Origin of the sequence: Neisseria sp. HMSC066H01, from assembly GCF_001837375.1 — a bacterium.
Classification (GTDB): domain Bacteria; phylum Pseudomonadota; class Gammaproteobacteria; order Burkholderiales; family Neisseriaceae; genus Neisseria.
This window is the reverse complement of the sequence record NZ_KV832194.1, coordinates 1-20561: the sequence shown is the minus strand read 5'-3', so window position 1 is coordinate 20561 and position 20561 is coordinate 1. Positions and strand designations below refer to the sequence as shown.

Here is a 20561-nt window from a genome sequence, read left to right as displayed (position 1 = left end):
AGATAAATATTATAACCGTTTTAAAAAGCAAACAGAAAGACTATAATTTCACGCTTTCCGTAAAATGACATTAAATACCACACCAAGCCCTTATGCGTTTCATTAAAAAAACGTCAAAACCAAATACAGGCCGTCTGAAGAAATAAAATTATTTCAGATACTTGCTTGGATTTTTCATATTTACACAAATTAAACCCGCCCTTCAGCCCCTTGCCTGTTACACCATAACGTCTATACTGAACCCATCTCTCCGAACAAGGAACCAAAACATGAAAACTACCCGACTGTTCACCCTGACCGCTGCCGCGCTGCTTTCTTCAGCCATCGGCTTTGCACAAGCCGGCGCAGTGGACGCCCTGAAAAAATTCAATAATGACGCCGACGGTATCAGCGGCAACTTCAGCCAAACCGTTCACAGCAAAAAGAAAACCCAAACCACATACGGCACATTCAAAATCCTGCGCCCGGGTTTGTTCAAATGGGAATACACCAAACCCTACAAACAAACCATCGTCGGCGACGGCAAAACCATTTGGCTCTATGACGTAGATTTGGCGCAAGTAACCAAGTCCTCACAAGACCAGACCATCGGCGACAGCCCTGCCGCCATCCTCTCCAACAAAACGGCATTGGACAGCAGTTACACGTTGAAAGAAGACGGTTCTGCCAACGGCATCGACTATGTTTTGGCTACGCCTAAGAAAAACAACGCCGGCTACCAATACATCCGCATCGGCTTCAAAGGCGACAACCTCGCCGCCATGCAGCTGAAAGACAGCTTCGGCAACCAAACCAGCATCAGCTTCAGCGGTTTGAACACCAAACCTAACCTTTCCAGCGGTATGTTCAAATTTACCCCTCCTAAAGGCGTTGATGTCTTGAGCAATTAAGCTTCTAATGAAACACAAAGGCCGTCTGAACAACAGACGGCCTTTTATTTTAGTTCAATTCAACATCAAACACACTGTTACTTTTGACCTTGAATGGCAGCGGCAATTTTTTCTGCGCCTTTTTTCGCCCAATCTGCCTGCTTGGCTTCCACCATCACGCGCACGACAGGCTCGGTACCGGATGCACGCAAGACCACGCGGCCTTTGCCTTCGAGTTCTTTTTCCACTTCGGCCAAAGCCTCTTTGGAAGCATCCTGCCAGTTTTGGCCTTTTTTGATGCGAACGTTAATCATGGTTTGCGGATACGGCTGCCAATCGGCGCAAACGGTGGCAAGGTCTTGATTCAAGGTTTGCAATGCAGCCAAAACTTGCAGCGCGGAAATGATGCCGTCGCCGGTATTGTGTTTGTCCATGCACAAAATATGGCCGCTGGCTTCGCCGCCAATCAGCCAACCGCGTTGATGGAGCTGTTCCAACACATAGCGGTCACCTACTTTGGCGCGGCAGAAATCAACACCCTGCTCTTTCAAAGCAACTTCCATCGCCATATTGGTCATTACCGTACCCACCACGCCGCCGATTTCCACGCCTTCGTGCGCGCGTGCTTTGGCAATCACATAAATCAAGCTGTCGCCGTCATACACTTTGCCATTTCGGTCAACCATCATCAAACGGTCGCCGTCGCCATCCAAGGCAATGCCGTAATCGGCTTCATTTTGCAACACAGCAGCTTGCAAAGCTTTCGAATGGGTCGCACCGCATTTTTCATTGATGTTGTAGCCGTTCGGCTCATTACCGATACTGACCACTTGCGCACCCAATTCATGGAATACTTTAGGCGCAACCGCATAGCCCGCACCATTGGCGGTATCGACCACCAATTTCAGACCGCGCAAGTCCAAATGGCTTGGGAAAGTGGATTTACAGAACTCGATATAGCGGTCATCCGCACCATTAATCCGGCGCGCGCGGCCAAGACGGCTGGACGGCTGGGTTTTCATTTCCTCATCGATTTTGGCTTCGATTTCCAACTCGATTTCATCGCTCAGCTTCACACCGCCTTCGGCAAAGAATTTAATGCCGTTATCGGAATAAACGTTGTGGGAAGCAGAAATCATCACACCGGCAGACAAACGCAAAGCACGGGTCAAATACGCCACGCCCGGAGTCGGCAGAGGGCCGGTTTGAATAACATTGACACCGGCGGCGGTAAAACCGGCAATCAGCGCGGCTTCCAACATATAGCCTGAAATACGCGTGTCTTTACCGATCAAGACGGTCGGTTTGATTTCGCCTTCGTGCTGCACCAAAACCTGACCTGCCGCATAACCTAATTTCAGGACAAAATCAGGATTGATAGGAAACTGACCGACTTCACCGCGCACACCGTCAGTACCGAAATATTTTTTTGCCATGAGATAACTCCGTGATTGTTTTGTCGTATGTGAATATGGTTGAACTTCTTTAAAAGAATCTTGATTGTATTCGAAGGCCGTCTGAATCTTTCAGACGACCCTTGATCATGAGAATAATTTACTACTTCAGTATTATAGCAAGATCCGGATTTCCTGCACGAAAAAAGCGCATCCTTTTGCAGAATGCGCTTCCTATTCGAGATTCAAAATCAAATCTTAGAATTTAGCACCAGACTGATTAGCCATGTAATCAACTGCAGCTTTCACTTCATCATCGCTCAGGCTACCGTTACCGCCTTTGGCAGGCATTGCGTTAAAGCCTTCGAGTGCGTGTTTGTGCAGGGTGTCTTTACCTTGTTTGATACGAGGAGCCCAGTCTTCTTTTTTACCTACATGAGGAACACCTGGAACTGCACCGCCGTGACATGCTTGGCAGTTGGCTTCGTAAACTTTTTTACCGTCTGCGCCGCCGGCAGCTGCACCTTTGTCTTCAGCTTTGGCAGCGTCTGCTTTAGGAGCATCTGCAGGAGCAGCGGCGTTATCGTCCGCAGCAGGAGCTGAAGCAGCTTCGCCGGACGCAGCGGCATCTGCAGGAGCGCCTGCATCAGGATCAGGGAAATTACCGCCGGCTTTGTTGGCCATATAAGTAATGACACGTTTCAATTCTTGGTCGGTCAAATCAGCCGCACCGCCTTTGGCAGGCATTGCGTTAAAACCGTTCAAAGCGTGTTGGAACAAGGTATCGAAACCTTGTGCAATGCGAGGCGCCCAATCGCCTTTGTTTTCAAATTTAGGCGCTTTGGGAACGATGCTGTCCGCGGCGTGACATTGGATACAGATTTTGTTGAAAATCTGGTCGCCTTGACGTTCGCCGACAGGGATGCCGTCGCCCATTTTAAGTTGGCCGACTGGCTGGATACGGGTTTGAGTTGCAGCTTCGGTTGTTTCGGCAACATCGCCGAATGAACCGCTTCCCGCCAGTTTGATCAGGAAGAAAATCACTGCAATAACAATAACGATACCGCTCACAAGGGTGAACAATACAGAGCCTTGGGCTTTGTGGTCGCGGAGTTGTTTCATTTGGTAGGCCTCGCCGTTAGGTTAGGTTGTGCTGTAAGTTATAGTTTATGTGTTAAACGCAATTAACAATATTTTGCTGGATTATACTGAATTCGCAAAGGCTTTCCAATCCATCTTGAGAAAAAGATACGCAAAAATCCTCAAAAGGCCGTCTGAATTCTGCTAAGCCTTTGTAGTTAATTGATTATTCCAGCCATGCAAAAAAGTGACCGCCAATGCCACTTTCAGACACTTTCAAGATAAACTTTGCCAATAAAGCCAATATGCGTTAACCTTACGGCTTTCGCACCCATAGCTCAGTTGGAAGAGTGTCAGTTTCCGAAGCTGGAGGTCACAGGTTCGATCCCTGTTGGGTGCGCCAATTATAAATAGGCCGTCTGAAAGATGAAAATTTTTCAGACGGCCTTTTGATTTACTTCAAATAAAACTACATTCAATTTCAGATTGAACGGCTATTGCAACACTTTGGCAAATGCCTCGGCCACATAATCGATATTCGATGCATTCAAACCGGCCACACACATCCTGCCCGAATCCAGCAGGTAAACGGCAAACTCGTCGCGCAGGCGGTGTACCTGCTCTACGGTCAGGCCTGTATAGCTGAACATGCCGCGCTGTTTGATGAAATAGCTGAAATCGCGATTGGGGATTTTGGCCGTCAAAACATCATAAAGCTTCTGACGCATGGCACGGATGCGGTCGCGCATGGCGTAAACCTCGTTTTCCCACAAAGCACGCAAATCATCGCTGTTCATCACATCAGATGCAATATATGCACCATGCGCGGCAGGGCTCGAATAAATACGGCGGACGGTAAATTTCAACTGTCCGAACACCAGCTCTGCTTCTTCCTTATTGGGACACACTACGCTCAAACCGCCGACGCGCTCGCCGTACAGTGACAGATTTTTCGAGAAAGAGTTGCTGACAAACAAAGGCAGGCCCATTTCGACGGCTTTACGGATTGCATAGGCATCGCTGTCCAAATCCTCGCCGAAACCTTGATAGGCAATATCCATAAACGGAATCAGCTTGTGCGTTTTGATGATGTCCAACACTTCATCCCATTGCGCTTGCGACATATCGACGCCGGTCGGGTTTTGACAGCATGGGTGCAAAATCAAGACGCTGTTTTCCGGCAAGGTTTTGAAAAACGCAGTCATTTCTTCAAATTTCACGCCGACTGTTTCAGGGTTGTAATAAGGATACGTCCCCACTTCAAAACCGGCGCCTTCAAAAATACCTTTATGGTTGTCCCAAGTCGGGTCGCTGACATAGGCTTTCGCTTCAGGGAACCAACGGTGCAAAAAGTCGGCACCGACTTTCAACGCCCCTGAACCGCCCAAAGTCTGTATGGTTGCAACGCGCCCTTCTGCCAATGCCGGATTATCCTTGCCAAACAGCAAACGCTGAACCGCGCTTCGGTAAGTGTCCAAACCTTCCATCGGCAGATAAGGCGATGGGCGCGGTACAGCCGCACGCTCTGCTTCTGCCCGGCGGACAGATTCCAAAACCGGCATTTTGCCTTCGTCATCAAAATAAATGCCTATGCTCAAATTGACTTTTTCAGGACGCTCGTCGCGTTTGAAGGTTTCAACCAAACTCAAAATCGGGTCGCCCGGATAATACTCGACATGACGGTACATGGTGCTTCCTTTGTTTTTAGACAGAATGGGGAAGATTGTGGCACTAAAAGGCCTTATTTGCAAAATCAGGCCGTCTGAAAAAATTCAGACGGCCTGATTATTTTTAAACGCTACCAATCTACCCGTTTCAAATCATTTTGCGCCAATACGTCCGCATGCTCGCTGCGGCTTTGATATTCCCTGTCCTGCAAAATGCGGCGGGCGACATAATTCAAATGCAGTTTGGCCGCTTCCGCCGCCTCGACCGGTTTGGCCTGGGCAATGGCTTCAAAAATAGTGCTGTGCTGGGCAATCAGCGTCGGGCGCGGGTCTTCGGTTTGATGGATATAGATAATGCCGCTGCGTGTTTGCTGATAAAGCATTTTGAGCAGGCTGCTGGAAAGGTGGCTGAACAGGATATTGTGTGCAGCATCGGCAATGGTTTGATGGAAGCTGACGTCTGCTTCGGCTTGATGCTCCAAATTTCCGCTTTCGCAGGCCGCTTCAAATTTCTGCCGCCAAAAGTCAATGCGTTTCAAGTCGGCATCAGTCCGTCTTTCGGCGGCCAGCGCCGCCATACAGCCTTCAACGTGACAGCTGAAATCGAATACGTCTGTTTCCCAATTGGTATGTTTGCCGAGCAACTCCTGCCAGCTTTGTAAAAAATCCTGCTGCGGCTTGACGGAAACATAATAGCCATCGCCTTGCCGCGCTTCCAAAACCTGCTTGGCAATTAAAATATTCAATGCCACCCTGACCGACGGACGCGACACGCCGAATTCTTCCGCGAGCGTGCGTTCGGGAGGCAATTTACTGCCTTCTTCATAAATGCCGGTCGCGATACGTTCTTCCAAAACGGCTAAAACCTGATCGCTGATTTTTTGCGGACGAACCAATTTCGTCATGTTGTATTCCTGATGATTGAAGGACAGTTTTATTCAGACGGCCATAAATTGGATTGACCAATTGGCCGCCCATTCTAATCAATCCCCTATTTTTTCGTCAAGAAATGCCATTTTCCCCATCGCAAGCAGTTTAATTCAAACACATTCATTTTTATTGAGTAACCTCACCAATGCCTTCAAATCAATATTTTGGTATGACCAATCTTAATAAACAACCTATTCGCCCAAAACCTAAAAATATTGATTTAGATTAAAATCCCACCGCTTCTATTTAACTAGACTTTATGTATAATACTTAGGTATTAGTTAACATAATTCCTAATAATAGAGAGAAACAATATGAAATACCCACCATTACTTATCTTACCCATTGCCTTAGCCGTATCCCAAGCATGGGCAGAGACTAACCCTACACCTGAAGAAACAGTTACCCTTTCCCCTGTCACCGTCACCGGCACACAACAACAAAAAGCCAATCGCGTTACTTTCAACCCCAAAGCTGCTTTGCAACCCCTCCCTGCCGGAGACGGGGCAGACCTTTTACAATCCGTGCCCAACATGAGCATCATCCGCAAAGGCGGCAGCTCGGGCGATCCGCTGTTCCGCGGTTTGGGCGGCTCGCGCCTCTCCGTCAATGCCGACGACCAGTTTATTTATGGCGGTTGCGGTATGCGCATGGACCCGCCGACTGCCTATATCCACCCCAATTCGTTTGATAAAGTTGTCGTTACCAAAGGCCCACAAACTGTTACCCAAGGCATGGGCTTGGTCAGCGGCTCGGTGCAATTTATCCGCAAAGACCCTGATTTCACTGAAAAACCTTACAACGTTAACGCTACCCTGACGGCAGGCAGCAACGACCGCCGCGACGGCTCGTTAGAAGCCGAGTTCGGCGGCAAATACGGCTACGTCCGCAGCAATATTTCCCATAACGAAGCCGACGATTACAAAGACGGCGACGGCAACCGCATTCACTCCAACTTCAAACGCGATAGCCAAATGGTGCAACTGGGCATCACCCCGACAGAAAACACCACCATTGCCGGCACATACGAGCGCAGCAGGGCCAAGGTTGCCTACGCCGACCGCATGATGGACGGCAGCAAATTCGACCGTGATGCGTGGAACATCCGCTTTACCCAACGCAACCTCACCCCATGGTTCAGCGAATTGGAACTGCGCTACGGTAAAAGCGAAATCGACCACGTGATGGACACATACAGCCTGCGTACCATCCGCAACCCTGCCGGCATGCAGATTAAAAATGCCAACAACCCTAAACGCAATACCGATACAGGCCGTCTGAAAGCTACCTTCGACTGGGACAAGCTCAACCTGCAAACCGGTTTGGATTATCTGGACGACGTCCACGTCGCGCGTCATGAGCGTGGTGGCGACGGCTACAGCCACAAGCCCTATATGCCCAACCAAAGTTTCAAACAATGGGGTATCTTCACCAAAGCCTCTTGGCAGCAAACCGACAAACAACGCTGGGTAGCAGGTTTGCGCCATGACCAAGTCAAAGCGCATTACGATACCGCGCGCGTGACCGACCCCGTTTTAAAACATCAGAAATTCAATTTGAACTCAGGCTTCCTACGTTGGGAAAGAAATACGGACAACGGTCTGAAATACTATGCCGGTTTCGGTATTGCCGAACGCGCGCCTGACTATTGGGAACGCCTGCGCTCCGAAAACAAAGCCATCCGCGCAGAGCAAAACCGCCAAATCGATGCAGGCGTAATCTGGAAACGTCCTAACCTCCACGCATCCGTATCCGTATTCGGCAGCGACATCAAAGACTTCATCATGATGGAGCGCCAAGGCATGAATTTCAACGTGCGCAACATCAACGCTTCACGCTTTGGCGGCGAAGCCGAAGTCAAATGGACATTTGCGCCTAACTGGGAAGTCGGCACCAGCCTTGCCTACACCCACGGCAAAAACCGTACCGACGGCAAACCTTTGGCACAAACGCCGCCGCTCGAGTGGAACAACACCCTTGCCTTTGACAACGGTAAATTCAGCGCAGGCGCATTGTGGCGCGTCGTGGCCAAGCAAAACCGTTACAGCAAAGGCCAAGGCAATATCGTCGGCCAAGACATCGGCGCCTCTTCAGGCTTTGGCGTACTCTCGCTCAACGCCGGTTGGAAATTCAGCAAATACGCCACATTGCAAGGCGGCGTGGACAATGTGTTCAACAAAACCTATGCCGAATTCGTCAGCCGCGGCGGCGACCCGTCTGCCGGTACTCAAACCATGCGCGTGAACGAACCCGGCCGTACTGCATGGCTGAGACTGCAAGCGAAGTTCTAACCAGCCTCGCGCATCTATAAAAAGGCCGTCTGAAAAATTTTTAGACGGCCTTAATATTTTTAAGGATGTTTTTAAACAAACAGTCCAGCGAAGCAATGCAACGCCGGACTGTTTGCTCACTATCGGATTAAATCAAACCCAAAGAGTTGATGAACACCACAATAATCGCAATCGGCGCAAGATAACGAAGCGCACCCAGCCACAGGCAAAGCAGCTGTTTCGGCACGGTACTGCCCATGCCCGCATCGCGCAGGACGGACTGTTTGTCTTGAATCCATGACGTAAACACGGCAACGCTCAAAGCACCAATCGGCATGATGACGGCGGAAATGATGAAATCCCACAAGTCAAAAATGGTTTTGCCGAAAACTTTAAACTCGCTCCATACGCCGAAAGACAGCGCCGAAGGAATACCGACTATGAAAATCGCAATACCGATTATCCAAGTGTGGCTGCTGCGCTTTTTCTCGTCTTGGCGGATGGTTGCCGCAATCACGGTTTCCAGCATGGAAAATGCGGAAGTCAGCGTTGCAAAAACAACCAACAGCATGAATACGGCAAACAAATACGTACCCATCGGCATTTTCATGAAAACTGCAGGCAACACGACAAAAATCAGGCCGGGGCCCTGGCCGGGTTCAAAACCGAAGGCAAATACCGCAGGGAAAATCACCAAACCGGCCAACAGCGACACAAACAGGTTCATCCACATAATCGTATGGCCGGAGCGGAACATATCCTGATCCTTACCCAAATACGAAGCATAGGTAATCATTGCGGACACGCCGATACTCAAGGCAAAAAATGCCTGGCCCAAAGCAGTCAGCATCGTACCCGGTTTCAAATACGACCAATCCGGTTTCAACAAGAATGCCACGCCCTCCATTGCGCCGGGCAAGGTCAGCGAACGAACGGCCAGCGCGATAAAGAGGATAAACAAACCCGGCATCAACACGCGGTTTGCCTTTTCAATGCCGTCTGAAATGCCGCCTTTAACCACCCAAATGGTAATCAGCATGAACAAGCCTTGGTAAAACAGCGAACCAAACGGTGAAGAAATCGTGTTGCCGAACAAGGCTTCAAAGTCTGCGCCGGCATGAATTTCACCGGTAAAGCTGTGCACGACGTAGTTCAACACCCAGCCGCCGACCACGCTGTAAAACGACAGCAAAATAAAACACGCGGCCACACCCATGCGGCCGACCCACGGCCACTGCGAACCCGGGCGCAATACTTTAAAGGAATCAATGGCGTTTTTACCGCCTGTACGGCCGATGTAAAACTCGGCCAGTTGAACCGGCAAAGCCACCAAAATGGTGAAAATCAAAAACAAAAGAAAGAATACGGCGCCGCCGTTGGTACCGGCTGTATAAGGGAATTTCCAAATTGCACCCAAACCGATGGCCGAGCCTGCCGCAGCGAGCACAAAGCCGATTTTGGATGACCAAGACGAATGGTTGCTCATGATGTAATATTAAGAAACGTGAAGATGCCGAATTGTAACAGGGTGAAGTCAAGCCGTGAGTGGCTGACGGACAGCCGATAAGCAATTCGCACGGATGGTGCGTACTTACCAGGCAAATTAGCATGAATTTTTGATAATTAAACTTTCAATAGCATAAATTTTATTTTTATATTCTAAATTTGACGATTTGTTTCAAAATAAGCATATAAAAGGCCGTCTGAAACCTTGTTTCCAAGTTTCAGACGGCCTTTATCTTTAAGCCGCTTTATTTTTTCATGGCATCGGTCATAACTTTGACATTGTAGCGGTACATGCCGATATAGCTATTGGCCGGTGCACCACCCAATGCATCAGAATACAAACGTCCGCTGACATTGACGCCGGTTTCTTTGGCAATACGGTCAATCATGCGCGTGTCTTTGATGTTTTCAGTAAAAACGGCTTTAATGCCCTCGCGTTTGATTTGGCGGATGATGGAAGCCACTTGTTTGGCAGACGGCTCGGCTTCGCTGCTCACGCCTTGAGGGGCGATGAATTCAATATTGTAGCGTTTGCCCATGTATGTGAATGCATCGTGTCCGGTCAAAACTTTACGCTTGGCGGCAGGTACGGCATTAAAGGCAGCCTGCGCATCGCTGTGCAGTTTTTTCAGCTGCATTTGGTAGTTGCCCAAACGTTGCTGATAGTAGGTTTTGCCTTCAGGATCGGCTTGAATCAGCGCATTGGCAACGTTTTGCGCATAAGTACCCATCAGGACGGGGTCAGTCCAAACGTGCGGGTCAAACTCGCCATGATCGTGATGATGGCCTTCATGATCGTGGTCATGATGATGACCGCCCTCTTCTGCTTTCAAGGCCTGAATGCCTTTGGTCGCTTCGGCGAAAGGCACTTTGCTCTGTTTGACTGCGCGTTGCACATCGGCGGCTTCCAAGCCCAAGCCGTTGAGCAATACCAATTTTGCGCTGCGGATTTTTTTGATGTCGCCGCTGGTCATGTGGTAGGCATGGCTGTCTTGGTTGGCACCCACCAAGCTTTGAACGGCCACGCGGTCGCCGCCAATCTGTTTGGCCACGTCGCCCAAAATGCTGAAGCTGGTCACAACAGGCAACGGAGCGGCATAAGCGGCACCGGTCAATAATGCGGCAACGATGCCGAGTTTCCAATGTTTCATATTCTCTCCATTGATATAACGTAACATTAACATCATCATAAAACAGACCGCCTGATTATTCAAGCGGCCGTCTGAAAAATCAGGCCGTACGGTGTTTCTTGCGGCGCAGCCATTTTGCCAAAATGCCGCCTTCCCAACCAAACACGACGGAAATCAGGTAAAGTGTGCCGCAGCATAAAATAATCGCCGGGCCGGACGGGATTTCGATATGGTAGGAAAACAACAGTCCTGCCAAACCGCAAAGCAAAGCCAATGCGACCGACAAAATCATCAGCCAACCCATGCTTTTCGCCCACAGTCTGGCGGTAATCGCCGGCAACATCATCAAACCGACCGACATCAGCGTGCCCAATGCCTGAAAACCGGCAACCAGATTCATCACGACCAGCACCAAAAACAACACATGCCAAAAGCCGCCCTTACCGCCAACAGCCTTAAGGAACAAAGGGTCTATACTTTCCAACACCAGCGGGCGGAACATCACAGCCATCAGCAAAATAGTGACGCTCGCAGAAACGGCAATCAGCTGCAAAGCCGGAATATCCACCGCCAACACCGAGCCAAACAGCAAATGCAGCAAATCGACGCTGCTGCCGTTTTTGCTGACCAAAACCACGCCGATGGCGAGGCTGCTCAAATAAAATGCGGCAAAGTTCGCGTCTTCTTTCAATGAAGTAAACCGGCTGACCAAACCGGCCAACAAAGCCATCAGCAAACCGGCCGCAAAACCGCCGACGCTCATCGCAGGCAAACTCAAACCGGCAAACATATAGCCAATGGCCGCACCGGGCAAAACCGCATGGCTCAAGGCATCGCCCACCAAACTCATGCGGCGCATCACCAAAAACACACCGACAGGCGCCGCACTCAATGCCAGGCAGAAAATCGACGCCAAGGCATAGCGCATAAAGTCGAATTCGACGAACGGCGCGACGACCAAATCATATAAATCCATGTTTTATCGCTTTTTTATTAATCTCTGAAAGCCTGAGGCCGTCTGAAAAACACTTACTTTCAGACGGCCTTGTCCATTAAACCGCGCACCAATCGGCCGCTTCCTGTTTCTGCATCATTCGGTTGGCCTGCGCCAAAAATTCATCGGTCAACACATTTTCCGTCGCACCGGCTGTCACTTTTTCACGCGCCAAAAGCAGCGTGTTGGCAAAATATGCCCGCACCTGCTCGTAATCATGCAACACGGCAATCACTGCCTGACCGTCCTGATGGCACTGGCGCAAAACTTCCAACAGCGCATAAGTCGTCCGCGCATCCACTGCGTTAAACGGCTCGTCCAGCAGTAAAAATTTGGCATCCTGAACCAGCATCCGCGCAAACAATACGCGTTGAAACTGACCATTGGACAAGTGCGCGATTTGGCGCGTGGCAAAATCCTGCATTTCCACGCGTTCCAAAGCCGCCATCACACGCTTTTTCTGCGCCGCGTTCACACGCCCGAAAAAGCCGATTTCATACCACAGCCCCATCGCCGCCAGTTCAAACACCGTCATCGGCTGGCTGCGGTCAATATCCGACTGCTGCGGCAGATAGGCAATGTCCTTGCGCGCCATATTTTCATAGCGCACGCTGCCCGTATCCGTCTTCTGCAAACCCATAATGGCTTTGAGCAAAGTCGATTTGCCCGCGCCGTTCGGCCCAAAAATCGTCCACATCTTACCATCTTCAAACACCATATCGACATGGTGCACCACCGGCCTGCGCTGATAGCTGACCGTCAGATTTTCCACCACGATACTCATGGCGATACCGCCCAAAAATATACAGCCCACAACGCCGCCAATGCGACAAGCGCAATCAGCAGCCTTTGCAGCAATCCGGTCAACAATACAGAATTCATAAGCCTAAAACCGCCCTTGCCCGAATACGGACAACAGGCCGTCTGAAAGAAATTAAAACCCTAAAATGATACTGTATAACGTTAACCCTGTAAATTTCTTTCGTTTTCAGACGGCATCGGGCAAAAGGCTGAATATCGGTTACAATCCATTTTTTATTTGATGATTGTCCTATGTCTATTCCACTCTTAAACGAAAAACTCAATACCGAAACCGCCCGCATTTCATGGGAAGAGCTGCAACCCCACTTCGCACGCGGTGCCGCCGTCTATGTTGCGCCCGATTTGGATTTGATTGCCGTCGCCCGCCATGTTGCCGAAGATGAAGCCGCGCCATTGAAACAATGGATGGAACAAGGCAAATTCGGTGCCGTCAGCGATGATATGGCGCGTACTTTTCTAGCGGATAATCAGGAAATGTGGGCGGTCGTTGTAGCGCCGTGGGTATTGGTACAACCTTGCAAAGACTGATAAGGCCGTCTGAAAAAACAAAACCGGAACATTTCGCATGTTCCGGTTTTTCATTTTTCAGACGGCCTATTGCAACGTAAAGCCTGCTTTGAATTCAAGCTTCGGCACCCCGATAACGAAACGTTTGCCGATACTGTCTTCAAACTCATACGCGCCTTCGATGCTGCCCCAAGGCGTGCTGATTTGCGAGCCGCTGTTGTACTCATAGGCTTCGCCCGGGTACAAAACAGGTTGCTCTTCAATCAGGCCGGCATGGCCGACTTGCTCTGTCTCACCGTGTCCGTCGGTGATTTCCCAAAAACGCTGACGCAAAGTAATGATTTCATCGCTGCGGTTGCAGATGGTAATCAGATAATTAAAGGCGTAGCGGTCGCGGTAGACGTCGCTTTGGCCGGCCATATAACGCGGCTCCACGTTAATCTCGATTTCGTTCATAATTGTTCACCCGTATATTTATTTTATTTAAAACCGGATAATTCCGGCGTGTCCGCCCTATTTTTGCAAAGGGTCGAAACACTTAAAATACATCACGCAATCCAATGAAACAGCCCCAAGACCAATAAAGTCATCACAGCCGCAATCAAATCATCAAGCATAATGCCCAAACCTCCATGAATCCGCCGGTCAAACCATTTGATCGGCCATGGTTTCAACGCATCAAACAAGCGGAAAATAACAAAAGCCGCCAGCCACCAGCTCCATTTAAACGGAATCAGCGACAGCACCAGCAGCATCGCGACAATTTCATCCCAGACGATACCGCCGTAATCCTGAATACCCAGCTCCCTCTCGGTATAACCGCAAATGCGGATGCCCCAGAAAAACAAGGCGATACACAATAAAAGCAATATCCAGCCGTCTATGCCCAACAGGCACAATACAAAAGCCAGAGGTAATGCGGCCAGCGTTCCTGCCGTACCCGGCGCAACCGGCGATAAGCCGCTGCCGAAACCAAATCCTAAAAAACACAATGGTTTGTGCAACAGCCAAGAAAAAGTAGGTTTACGTTCAGCCAAAATGATCAAATCCTAAAGAAGTCAGTTCCAATACGCCGCCTTCGGCATCCAAAATATTCAGACGGCCTGAGTCAGTCATTTTACCAATTCGGGCGACCGGTACGCCACTTTGTTCCGCCGCCTGACAAACGCGTTTCCTGTCTTCTGGAGCGGCAGTAAAAATCAGTTCGTAATCATCGCCGCCGGCCAATACTGCCGACAACCATTGCTCGCGCGACAAAACGTTTTTCAATTCAGGCAACGACGGCACACAATCGGCAAAGATTTCCGCCCCGACAGCAGAGGCTTTCAAAATATGCCCCACATCTTGAGCCAGGCCGTCTGAAACATCTTGCGCAGCATGGGCAAACGGCAGCAATGCCAGCCCCAATGAAACGCGCGGCTCCGGACGGAGCAATTTATCATCGCAAACCGCCATGATTTCAGACGGCAATTGAGAATGCCCCAGATGTTGGTTCAAAGCAGCGGCAGCCAAACCCAAGCGGCCCGATACCCAAATATCGTCGCCGACTTCGGCTGCATCACGCCGCAGGGCACGCCCTGTCGGTACTTCACCTACTATCGTTACATTAAAGACCAAATCGCCCTTGGTGGTATCGCCACCAATCAACACCGTATCAAAACGCGCTGCCAAAGCAAAAAAGCTATCGCAAAAACGTGTCAGCCAGTCTTGATTCAATTCAGGCAGCGCAGCACTGAGCAATACCCATCGCGGCTTGGCACCCATAGCGGCCATATCGGACAAATTTACTGCAAGCATTTTCCATGCCAAATCTTCAGGCGAAACATCTTCAAAAAAATGTCTGCCTTTGACCAACATATCTGCGCTAAAACATAAATCAAATCCGCTACTTGGGCGAATAATGGCAGCATCGTCGCCTATGCCCAAAATCAAACCTTCCGATTTTTGTCGCTGCAAATATTGTCTGATAAAGTCAAATTCCGTCATATTTATCCAATATAACTATAACTTAGATTACTACATCTAACTTTGTGCCAGCCCGACGGTTGCCTATTAGCACGTCAAACATCAAAACTACACCATTATTTAGATATAAAACTCAATAAGTTAAAGGCCGTCTGAAAATACAGATTTCAGACGGCCTCATGTTCTCAAACCACTCTGAGCAGGTAGATTTACAGATAGACGATTTCGCCTGTCCGCCCCCTGCTCTCTCGGCTTGCCCACCAAATAAATTGCGGCAGGACATCTTCGTAGTTTTTACGTTCGCTTTTCGATTCGCCCGGATGTGATTTGATGCGTTGCGGCGAATTGATGGCACCCGGCACCAAAACATTGGCACGCAGGTTGTCAAAACGTTCCCACTCGTCCGCAGCCACTTTACACAAATAATTAAGCGCGGCTTTAGAAGCTCCGAAACCGCCCCAATAGGCTTGCGGTTTTTCGCCGTGGCTTTCACCGACAAAAATCACAGAAGCGTCTTCGGATTGCTTCAACAATGGGAACAGCGCACGGGTCAGACCCATAGGCGCAACGGTATTGATGCGGTATTGGTTGACCCATTCCGATACGGTTTGGAAATCCAACGGCGACAAGGCATAGAAATAGCTGGCGCAATGCACCACGCCATCCAATTTTCCGCCGGTAGCTTCATCAATGGTTTCCGCGAATTGTTTAAATTCTTTTTCCTCAGCGCTCATCAAATCAAAGCAGATGGCAAACGGCTCTGGGCTGCCTGCAGCCACAATGGCATCATATACTTTTTCCAAACGCTTTTGATGACGCGCCACCAAAATGACAGTCGCTCCGGCCGCCGCATAGGCTTTGGCAACCTGCTCGCCCAAACCTTGGGATGCGCCGGTAACCAAGATGGTTTTGTCCGCTAATGTCGTCATGACTTTTCCTTGAACTTTATGGTTTCGGATATTGTATCGGCTTGGTAAGTTTTGTAAAGTCAAAAAGGCCGTCTGAACATTCAGACGGCCTCAGTTTATTCAAACCGCAAATCCAGCATAAGCTTTTCAGCTGCTGCAAAGCCTGACTGAACCGCAGCCTCCAATGTTGCCGGATAGCGTGGATGGAGGTAGTCGCCGGCCGGATAAATACGACGATGGTGCAGCCATGAGAAATCAGGTTGTACAAAATCAACCGTTGCCGCCGTAGTCGCGCGTTTTTCCGTAATAATGCGTACGGCTTCGGGTTTATCCAAATCCGGACAAATCCGCTTGATGTCCGCATGACTTTTCTCGGCCAAATCTTTATCCTTCCAAGCCTCGGTGTAATCGGAAACACTGATGACGACCGCAACTTCATTATCCGGCAAACCCAACGCCCCCCGATGCAGCACCCACTGCGCCGTACCATCAGCAAACCCGGTTAAAGGCGCAGGCAGTTTGACTGCTTGGGCATAACGCAAATAAACCGTAGTAATCGCATGGTAATGCAACGATTGATAGGCCGTCTGAATATAGTCAGGCGTATCTTCAGGCAAAAGCGCGTCAACATGATATGGCGCAACAGCCAAAATCACCGCATCAAATACTTCGCCATTGATTTCAATTCGGCCATCGATATGATGGTTTAAATGTGTAATACGGGTTTCAAGATGTATTTTTGCACCATGTTTGTGTAGAAAATCCAAAGCCGGTTCTACTACGATCCGCCCTAAATCCTGCTTGGGCAAAAGATAATCGCTGTTCGCCTTTTCAGACCACACGCCATCATTCAATACATTGCATAAAATGCGTAACGATGCCTGTTCTAACGGCGTATTTAAAGCACCCCAGACCAAAGGTTGCCAAAACTGGCCAAGCAGGCTGCGTGGAACATTTCGTGTTCTCAACCACTTTGCAACGGTCAAATCAGTTTTATGATGGCCTGCCCAACGTTGCAATGCCGACATATCCGACAGCAATTTGATTTTCAATGAAAAGGAAAGATTTTTTGCACGCAGGATACCGACAAGCAAATGCCAAGGCGCTGGCAGAGAGGCCGTCTGAAACTGCAATCCCTCATGGATGTACCATTGCAAAGGCTGGCGTAAAAAGGCTGATTCAGGTTGAACGCCAATATGTTGCATCAAAGTTTGAACACCATGATACGCACCCAACAAAATATGCTGCCCATTATCCAAAAAGCTGAATCCATCATTTTTCCCGGCTAAGGTACGCGCTCTACCGCCCGCTTGCCTCCCGGCTTCAAACAAAGCAATATCAGCTCGTTGAATCAGAGAAACCGCCGCAGACAAACCTGCCCAACCGGCACCAATCACAGCAATTTTTGGATGCTGAGTATTCATGGTTTAAATCCAAACAGCCAAGTTTTCAAAGCAATACGTTTTTTACGGGGAGAAGGAATCGCAATTTTGTAAGTCAACACATTTTGCGCGCCATCACGGTCGATTTCATTCAACAGCGCATAATAAATAGCCGCCATAATCAGGCCGACTTTTTGCGATTTCTTATCCGCAGCCGGCAAAAGCAACATCGCTTCACGATAAGTTTCACGCGCCCTATTCACTTGAAATTGCATCAATTTTGCAAAATTATCTGTCGGTTTACACTGCATAATTACATTGGCAGGTACATCAAACTTCTGCATTTCCTCTATCGGCAGATAAATTCTTCCCTGCCGCGCATCTTCGCCCACATCGCGAATAATGTTCGTCAACTGCAAAGCCAAGCCCATTTTGTCCGCATATTCCAAAGTTTTCGGATTGGAAAAACCTAAAATCCGTGCAATAAGACACCCCACTACTCCGGCAACACGGTGGCAATACAGCTTTAATTCATCAAAACTACCATAACGGGCCTGCTCCAAATCCATCTGCATCCCATCAATCAAAGCTTCAAATTCATTCTTCGGTAAATCAAAACTTGCCCGAATATCTTTTAAAGTTTGATGAACAGGATGCTCAGGCATCTCATTATTAAACACTTTCTCCAAATCACTGCGCCACCAATTCAAGGTAATCTGAGCCACATTCGGATCGGTACAGCCATCGACCACATCATCCAGTTCGCGACAAAAAGCGTATAAAACAGTAATCGCATTTCGTTTTTCTACTGATAAAAAACGAAAACCGGATAAAAAACTGGAATGGCTTTCCGCAGCCTTTTGACGACAATAATCTAAAGCAAGCACTGTGTATCCTAAAAATATTGTTATAAATAATTAGCAGGGATTTTATCTGTATTTAAAAAAGTACGCCAATATCAAAACCTATCTTACGACAAGGCCGTCTGAAAGCTGATTTCAGCATCTTTCAGACGGCCTAAGACTCTTACGATAATATAAGAAGATTTTAGTCAATTAAAAATTTTATGGCGCATTTTTATGCATCAAATGTCGTCAACAGACTGAGACCTTTGCAAAATTCAACCTTTCAGACAGGCTTTTTTCCGTTAATCCTTATCCCTTTACCATTGGCATTATCACAGATACTATATTAAATTCATTGTTATACTTCAATTGTCGGTCAGTTTATCTGTCAAGGAAAATTTATGTTCCACCGTATTCCATTAATCTCTACACTACTTCTCTCGGCCACATTTTCTACCGTCCAGGCAGTAGATAAGCCATTTGCTGCCGATAATGCATATTGGACGGCGCAGCCATTTTGTAGTGGGCGTTACAAAATTAACTTACCATCTAACCGTATAAGTGGAACTGGTTGGCTTAAATACAATGGTTGGCAGATAAGAGTTCGACCAGATTATTGGAATCTGGAAGTAGAATCCGCATTAGAGGTTAAAGAAAAAGGATATAATGGAAGCGATAGTTTTATAGAAAACCGTACAGTTATTCCTAATAAAGCGATAGCTATGGTGACACAGGCTCCGGGTTCTTGGGAACACTCGGTGTCAAAGCATCTAAAAGGGATGATCTATTATGTCGATTTCTATTTCAAGCTAGGTAAGAATGATGCCTATTCTATTAGGGCTTTTGTACGCATTATGCCTGTCAATGGTAAAGAGCCACCAAACCTTAAACAGCTGGAAAAAAGTAAAGTTGATGAAGCTATTAGGCATATACGAAATGATTTTTTCGATAAATTGAGAGATCGTAATGAAAGTGAAATTCCGCTACAACAGGGTGTTTGTTTAAAAGAGGGATTTATTGTCGATAAGGGAACTGAGCCGTTTTTTGGCAGTGCTGGCATCAAAATCAAAGACTATAAAGACGTTTATGCCGAGCTAACGACAGGTGGATCTTTGGAGGAAGATGACAAACCTTTATTGAAGCGAGATCTTGTTAAGAAAAATAGTGTTATGGGCAGACTTATGTCATGGGCAAAATATAGCACGATTCGCCAGGGAAGCCGGAACATCAACGGCATGTCCGGCAGTGAGAAACTTGTTAAGTGGCAGGGGAAACGATATCTATTTATTTGGGAAAAAGATGATGGCAGTGTGAGATTTAAGATGACTTTCGGTACCAGTGATAACAATTCTGCCGGTTCCCCATTAAGTGAACAGGAGGCTTTAACGGCTTGGGATGCAATATTGCCGACATTAAAAAAACGGATTTAATTAGATTTTTAATGAATAGAAACTTACCAAATTTATTAGCTTTAAAGCTTAAGAAAGAGACAAAAATGAACCATAAATATCGTAGAAAAAATATATTTAATTTTGGCTTATTATATAGTGCTATAGCAATAGTATTAACAGGATGTCGCTCTTGTTGGCCGATGTGTATCTAGAAACATTGTCTTTACAAGAATAGGTTGTCTGAAACCTTAAGTTAGATTTCAGACGGTCTTAGACATTTTTAAAATAGTTTTCTTTACTATTTCACGATGGCTGAAACTCAAACATAGGGTTTCGGCTGTTTTAGCTTTAAATCTCCCTTTTATTCTCCTCAGGCATCCTAGATGCCCAATAATTAGGGTATCAATGTCCCTTTTCTGGCACAAACAGGTACTTCAATAGTGTAAAACACGCCATTTTCCCAATCAAAATGGGATACCAAATCTCATCTCAATCTATGTTGCGAACGAATGATTATTTTGCAGAGCTGCTGACTTGTTTCATCCAGGCAAACAGTTCGTCCAAGTCATAATCCCCGCTGTGGCCGACATCCCAAGGCAGGGCGCAGTCGATGGTTTGGCCGTTGTTTTGCAGTTTGGCGGCTAAGACGGCGGAGATTGCCAGTGAGGTGTCGCGGTCGTTGGTGCCGACGCGGATGCGCCAGTTTTGCGGCAGGTTTACGCCTGGTTTGCCGATGTAGTTGAGCAGGTTCATGATTTTGATGGTTTTTTCATTTGTGATCTTTGCAAAATACCCAAAAAGTCTCTTAAATATTTTTGTGGGATTTAGGAAATTTTTGGGAATTATGCAAAGATCTCAAGTTTTATTCCCGCCCCCAAACAAAGCCGCCCCGGGGCCCAAC

The 20561-nt window shown here is 48.0% G+C and carries 18 protein-coding genes, 1 tRNA gene and 1 pseudogene; 5 read left to right on the top strand and 15 right to left on the bottom strand.

The window, feature by feature from the left end; translation table 11 throughout:
- Positions 1-269 precede the first annotated feature (269 nt).
- Positions 270-890, top strand: a complete 621-nt coding sequence (gene lolA / locus HMPREF2551_RS04250) for an outer membrane lipoprotein periplasmic chaperone LolA (protein ID WP_036493771.1) — start codon at positions 270-272, stop codon at positions 888-890.
- A gap of 77 nt (positions 891-967) precedes the next feature.
- Here the strand turns inward: lolA and glmM are convergent, their stop codons facing one another.
- Complete coding sequence (gene glmM / locus HMPREF2551_RS04245; RefSeq protein ID WP_070837367.1) at positions 968-2305, bottom strand: phosphoglucosamine mutase; 1338 nt, start codon at positions 2303-2305, stop codon at positions 968-970.
- Between the two features lie 216 nt (positions 2306-2521).
- Complete coding sequence (locus HMPREF2551_RS04240) at positions 2522-3385, bottom strand: c-type cytochrome (RefSeq protein WP_070837365.1); 864 nt, start codon at positions 3383-3385, stop codon at positions 2522-2524.
- Between the two features lie 285 nt (positions 3386-3670).
- Here HMPREF2551_RS04240 and HMPREF2551_RS04235 point away from each other — a divergent pair.
- Positions 3671-3746: transfer RNA gene (locus tag HMPREF2551_RS04235), tRNA-Arg, on the top strand.
- A gap of 91 nt (positions 3747-3837) precedes the next feature.
- On the opposite strand, the gene HMPREF2551_RS04230 is transcribed toward HMPREF2551_RS04235, so the two are convergent.
- Complete coding sequence (locus HMPREF2551_RS04230; RefSeq protein ID WP_070837363.1) at positions 3838-5031, bottom strand: amino acid aminotransferase; 1194 nt, start codon at positions 5029-5031, stop codon at positions 3838-3840.
- A gap of 110 nt (positions 5032-5141) precedes the next feature.
- Positions 5142-5915, bottom strand: a complete 774-nt coding sequence (locus tag HMPREF2551_RS04225) for a FadR/GntR family transcriptional regulator (protein ID WP_070837361.1) — start codon at positions 5913-5915, stop codon at positions 5142-5144.
- A gap of 339 nt (positions 5916-6254) precedes the next feature.
- Between HMPREF2551_RS04225 and HMPREF2551_RS04220 the strand changes: the two genes are divergently transcribed.
- Positions 6255-8231, top strand: coding sequence for a TonB-dependent copper receptor (locus HMPREF2551_RS04220; RefSeq protein WP_070837359.1), 1977 nt, complete (start codon positions 6255-6257; stop codon positions 8229-8231).
- 127 nt (positions 8232-8358) lie between these two features.
- Here HMPREF2551_RS04220 and HMPREF2551_RS04215 read toward each other — a convergent pair whose 3' ends face one another.
- The 4 genes from HMPREF2551_RS04215 to HMPREF2551_RS04200 form a co-directional block, all read right to left on the bottom strand.
- Positions 8359-9696 carry a sodium-dependent transporter gene (locus HMPREF2551_RS04215; RefSeq protein ID WP_070837357.1) on the bottom strand — a complete coding sequence of 446 codons (1338 nt, stop codon included), beginning with the start codon at positions 9694-9696 and terminating at the stop codon, positions 8359-8361.
- A 265-nt stretch (positions 9697-9961) separates the two neighbouring features.
- A complete protein-coding gene (locus tag HMPREF2551_RS04210) occupies positions 9962-10867 on the bottom strand; it encodes a metal ABC transporter solute-binding protein, Zn/Mn family (protein WP_049348797.1) in 906 nt (301 codons plus the stop codon).
- Positions 10868-10946: 79 nt separating this feature from the next.
- Complete coding sequence (locus HMPREF2551_RS04205; RefSeq protein WP_003747573.1) at positions 10947-11822, bottom strand: metal ABC transporter permease; 876 nt, start codon at positions 11820-11822, stop codon at positions 10947-10949.
- Positions 11823-11898: 76 nt separating this feature from the next.
- Entirely contained in the window at positions 11899-12624 is a 726-nt protein-coding gene (locus tag HMPREF2551_RS04200) for a metal ABC transporter ATP-binding protein (protein WP_070607635.1), read from the bottom strand.
- 269 nt (positions 12625-12893) lie between these two features.
- Between HMPREF2551_RS04200 and HMPREF2551_RS04195 the strand changes: the two genes are divergently transcribed.
- On the top strand, positions 12894-13190 hold the full coding sequence (locus HMPREF2551_RS04195; protein WP_003747577.1) for a DUF2288 domain-containing protein: 297 nt from the start codon (positions 12894-12896) through the stop codon (positions 13188-13190).
- Positions 13191-13256: 66 nt separating this feature from the next.
- On the opposite strand, the gene apaG is transcribed toward HMPREF2551_RS04195, so the two are convergent.
- From apaG to hpnD, 6 genes are all read right to left on the bottom strand, one after another.
- A complete protein-coding gene (gene apaG / locus HMPREF2551_RS04190) occupies positions 13257-13625 on the bottom strand; it encodes a Co2+/Mg2+ efflux protein ApaG (RefSeq protein ID WP_003682575.1) in 369 nt (122 codons plus the stop codon).
- Positions 13626-13717: 92 nt separating this feature from the next.
- Entirely contained in the window at positions 13718-14206 is a 489-nt protein-coding gene (locus tag HMPREF2551_RS04185; protein WP_003747579.1) for a phosphatidylglycerophosphatase A family protein, read from the bottom strand.
- On the bottom strand, positions 14199-15155 hold the full coding sequence (thiL, locus tag HMPREF2551_RS04180) for a thiamine-phosphate kinase (protein WP_070837355.1): 957 nt from the start codon (positions 15153-15155) through the stop codon (positions 14199-14201). The genes HMPREF2551_RS04185 and thiL overlap by 8 nt, the downstream gene beginning before the upstream one ends.
- 188 nt (positions 15156-15343) lie before the next feature.
- Positions 15344-16063, bottom strand: coding sequence for an SDR family oxidoreductase (locus tag HMPREF2551_RS04175; RefSeq protein WP_003747583.1), 720 nt, complete (start codon positions 16061-16063; stop codon positions 15344-15346).
- A gap of 95 nt (positions 16064-16158) precedes the next feature.
- Positions 16159-17466, bottom strand: a complete 1308-nt coding sequence (gene hpnE / locus HMPREF2551_RS04170) for a hydroxysqualene dehydroxylase HpnE (RefSeq protein ID WP_070837353.1) — start codon at positions 17464-17466, stop codon at positions 16159-16161.
- A complete protein-coding gene (gene hpnD / locus HMPREF2551_RS04165) occupies positions 17463-18311 on the bottom strand; it encodes a presqualene diphosphate synthase HpnD (RefSeq protein WP_070837351.1) in 849 nt (282 codons plus the stop codon). The genes hpnE and hpnD overlap by 4 nt, the downstream gene beginning before the upstream one ends.
- Before the next feature lie 359 nt (positions 18312-18670).
- On the opposite strand from hpnD, the gene HMPREF2551_RS04160 reads away from it, so the two are divergent.
- Positions 18671-19699 carry a T6SS immunity protein Tli4 family protein gene (locus HMPREF2551_RS04160; RefSeq protein WP_070837349.1) on the top strand — a complete coding sequence of 343 codons (1029 nt, stop codon included), beginning with the start codon at positions 18671-18673 and terminating at the stop codon, positions 19697-19699.
- Between the two features lie 474 nt (positions 19700-20173).
- On the opposite strand, the pseudogene HMPREF2551_RS04155 reads toward HMPREF2551_RS04160, so the two are convergent.
- Positions 20174-20446 (bottom strand): annotated as a pseudogene (locus HMPREF2551_RS04155) (alpha/beta hydrolase); the annotation flags it as partial.
- Between the last annotated feature and the right edge of the window lie 115 nt (positions 20447-20561).

Coding starts and splice junctions, on each gene's coding strand:
- lolA (WP_036493771.1), top strand. CDS start 270: ATGAAAACTACCCGACTGTTCACCCTGACCGCTGCCGCGCTGCTTTCT.
- glmM (WP_070837367.1), bottom strand. CDS start 2,305: ATGGCAAAAAAATATTTCGGTACTGACGGTGTGCGCGGTGAAGTCGGT.
- HMPREF2551_RS04240 (WP_070837365.1), bottom strand. CDS start 3,385: ATGAAACAACTCCGCGACCACAAAGCCCAAGGCTCTGTATTGTTCACC.
- HMPREF2551_RS04230 (WP_070837363.1), bottom strand. CDS start 5,031: ATGTACCGTCATGTCGAGTATTATCCGGGCGACCCGATTTTGAGTTTG.
- HMPREF2551_RS04225 (WP_070837361.1), bottom strand. CDS start 5,915: ATGACGAAATTGGTTCGTCCGCAAAAAATCAGCGATCAGGTTTTAGCC.
- HMPREF2551_RS04220 (WP_070837359.1), top strand. CDS start 6,255: ATGAAATACCCACCATTACTTATCTTACCCATTGCCTTAGCCGTATCC.
- HMPREF2551_RS04215 (WP_070837357.1), bottom strand. CDS start 9,696: ATGAGCAACCATTCGTCTTGGTCATCCAAAATCGGCTTTGTGCTCGCT.
- HMPREF2551_RS04210 (WP_049348797.1), bottom strand. CDS start 10,867: ATGAAACATTGGAAACTCGGCATCGTTGCCGCATTATTGACCGGTGCC.
- HMPREF2551_RS04205 (WP_003747573.1), bottom strand. CDS start 11,822: ATGGATTTATATGATTTGGTCGTCGCGCCGTTCGTCGAATTCGACTTT.
- HMPREF2551_RS04200 (WP_070607635.1), bottom strand. CDS start 12,624: ATGAGTATCGTGGTGGAAAATCTGACGGTCAGCTATCAGCGCAGGCCG.
- HMPREF2551_RS04195 (WP_003747577.1), top strand. CDS start 12,894: ATGTCTATTCCACTCTTAAACGAAAAACTCAATACCGAAACCGCCCGC.
- apaG (WP_003682575.1), bottom strand. CDS start 13,625: ATGAACGAAATCGAGATTAACGTGGAGCCGCGTTATATGGCCGGCCAA.
- thiL (WP_070837355.1), bottom strand. CDS start 15,155: ATGACGGAATTTGACTTTATCAGACAATATTTGCAGCGACAAAAATCG.
- HMPREF2551_RS04175 (WP_003747583.1), bottom strand. CDS start 16,063: ATGACGACATTAGCGGACAAAACCATCTTGGTTACCGGCGCATCCCAA.
- hpnE (WP_070837353.1), bottom strand. CDS start 17,466: ATGAATACTCAGCATCCAAAAATTGCTGTGATTGGTGCCGGTTGGGCA.
- HMPREF2551_RS04160 (WP_070837349.1), top strand. CDS start 18,671: ATGTTCCACCGTATTCCATTAATCTCTACACTACTTCTCTCGGCCACA.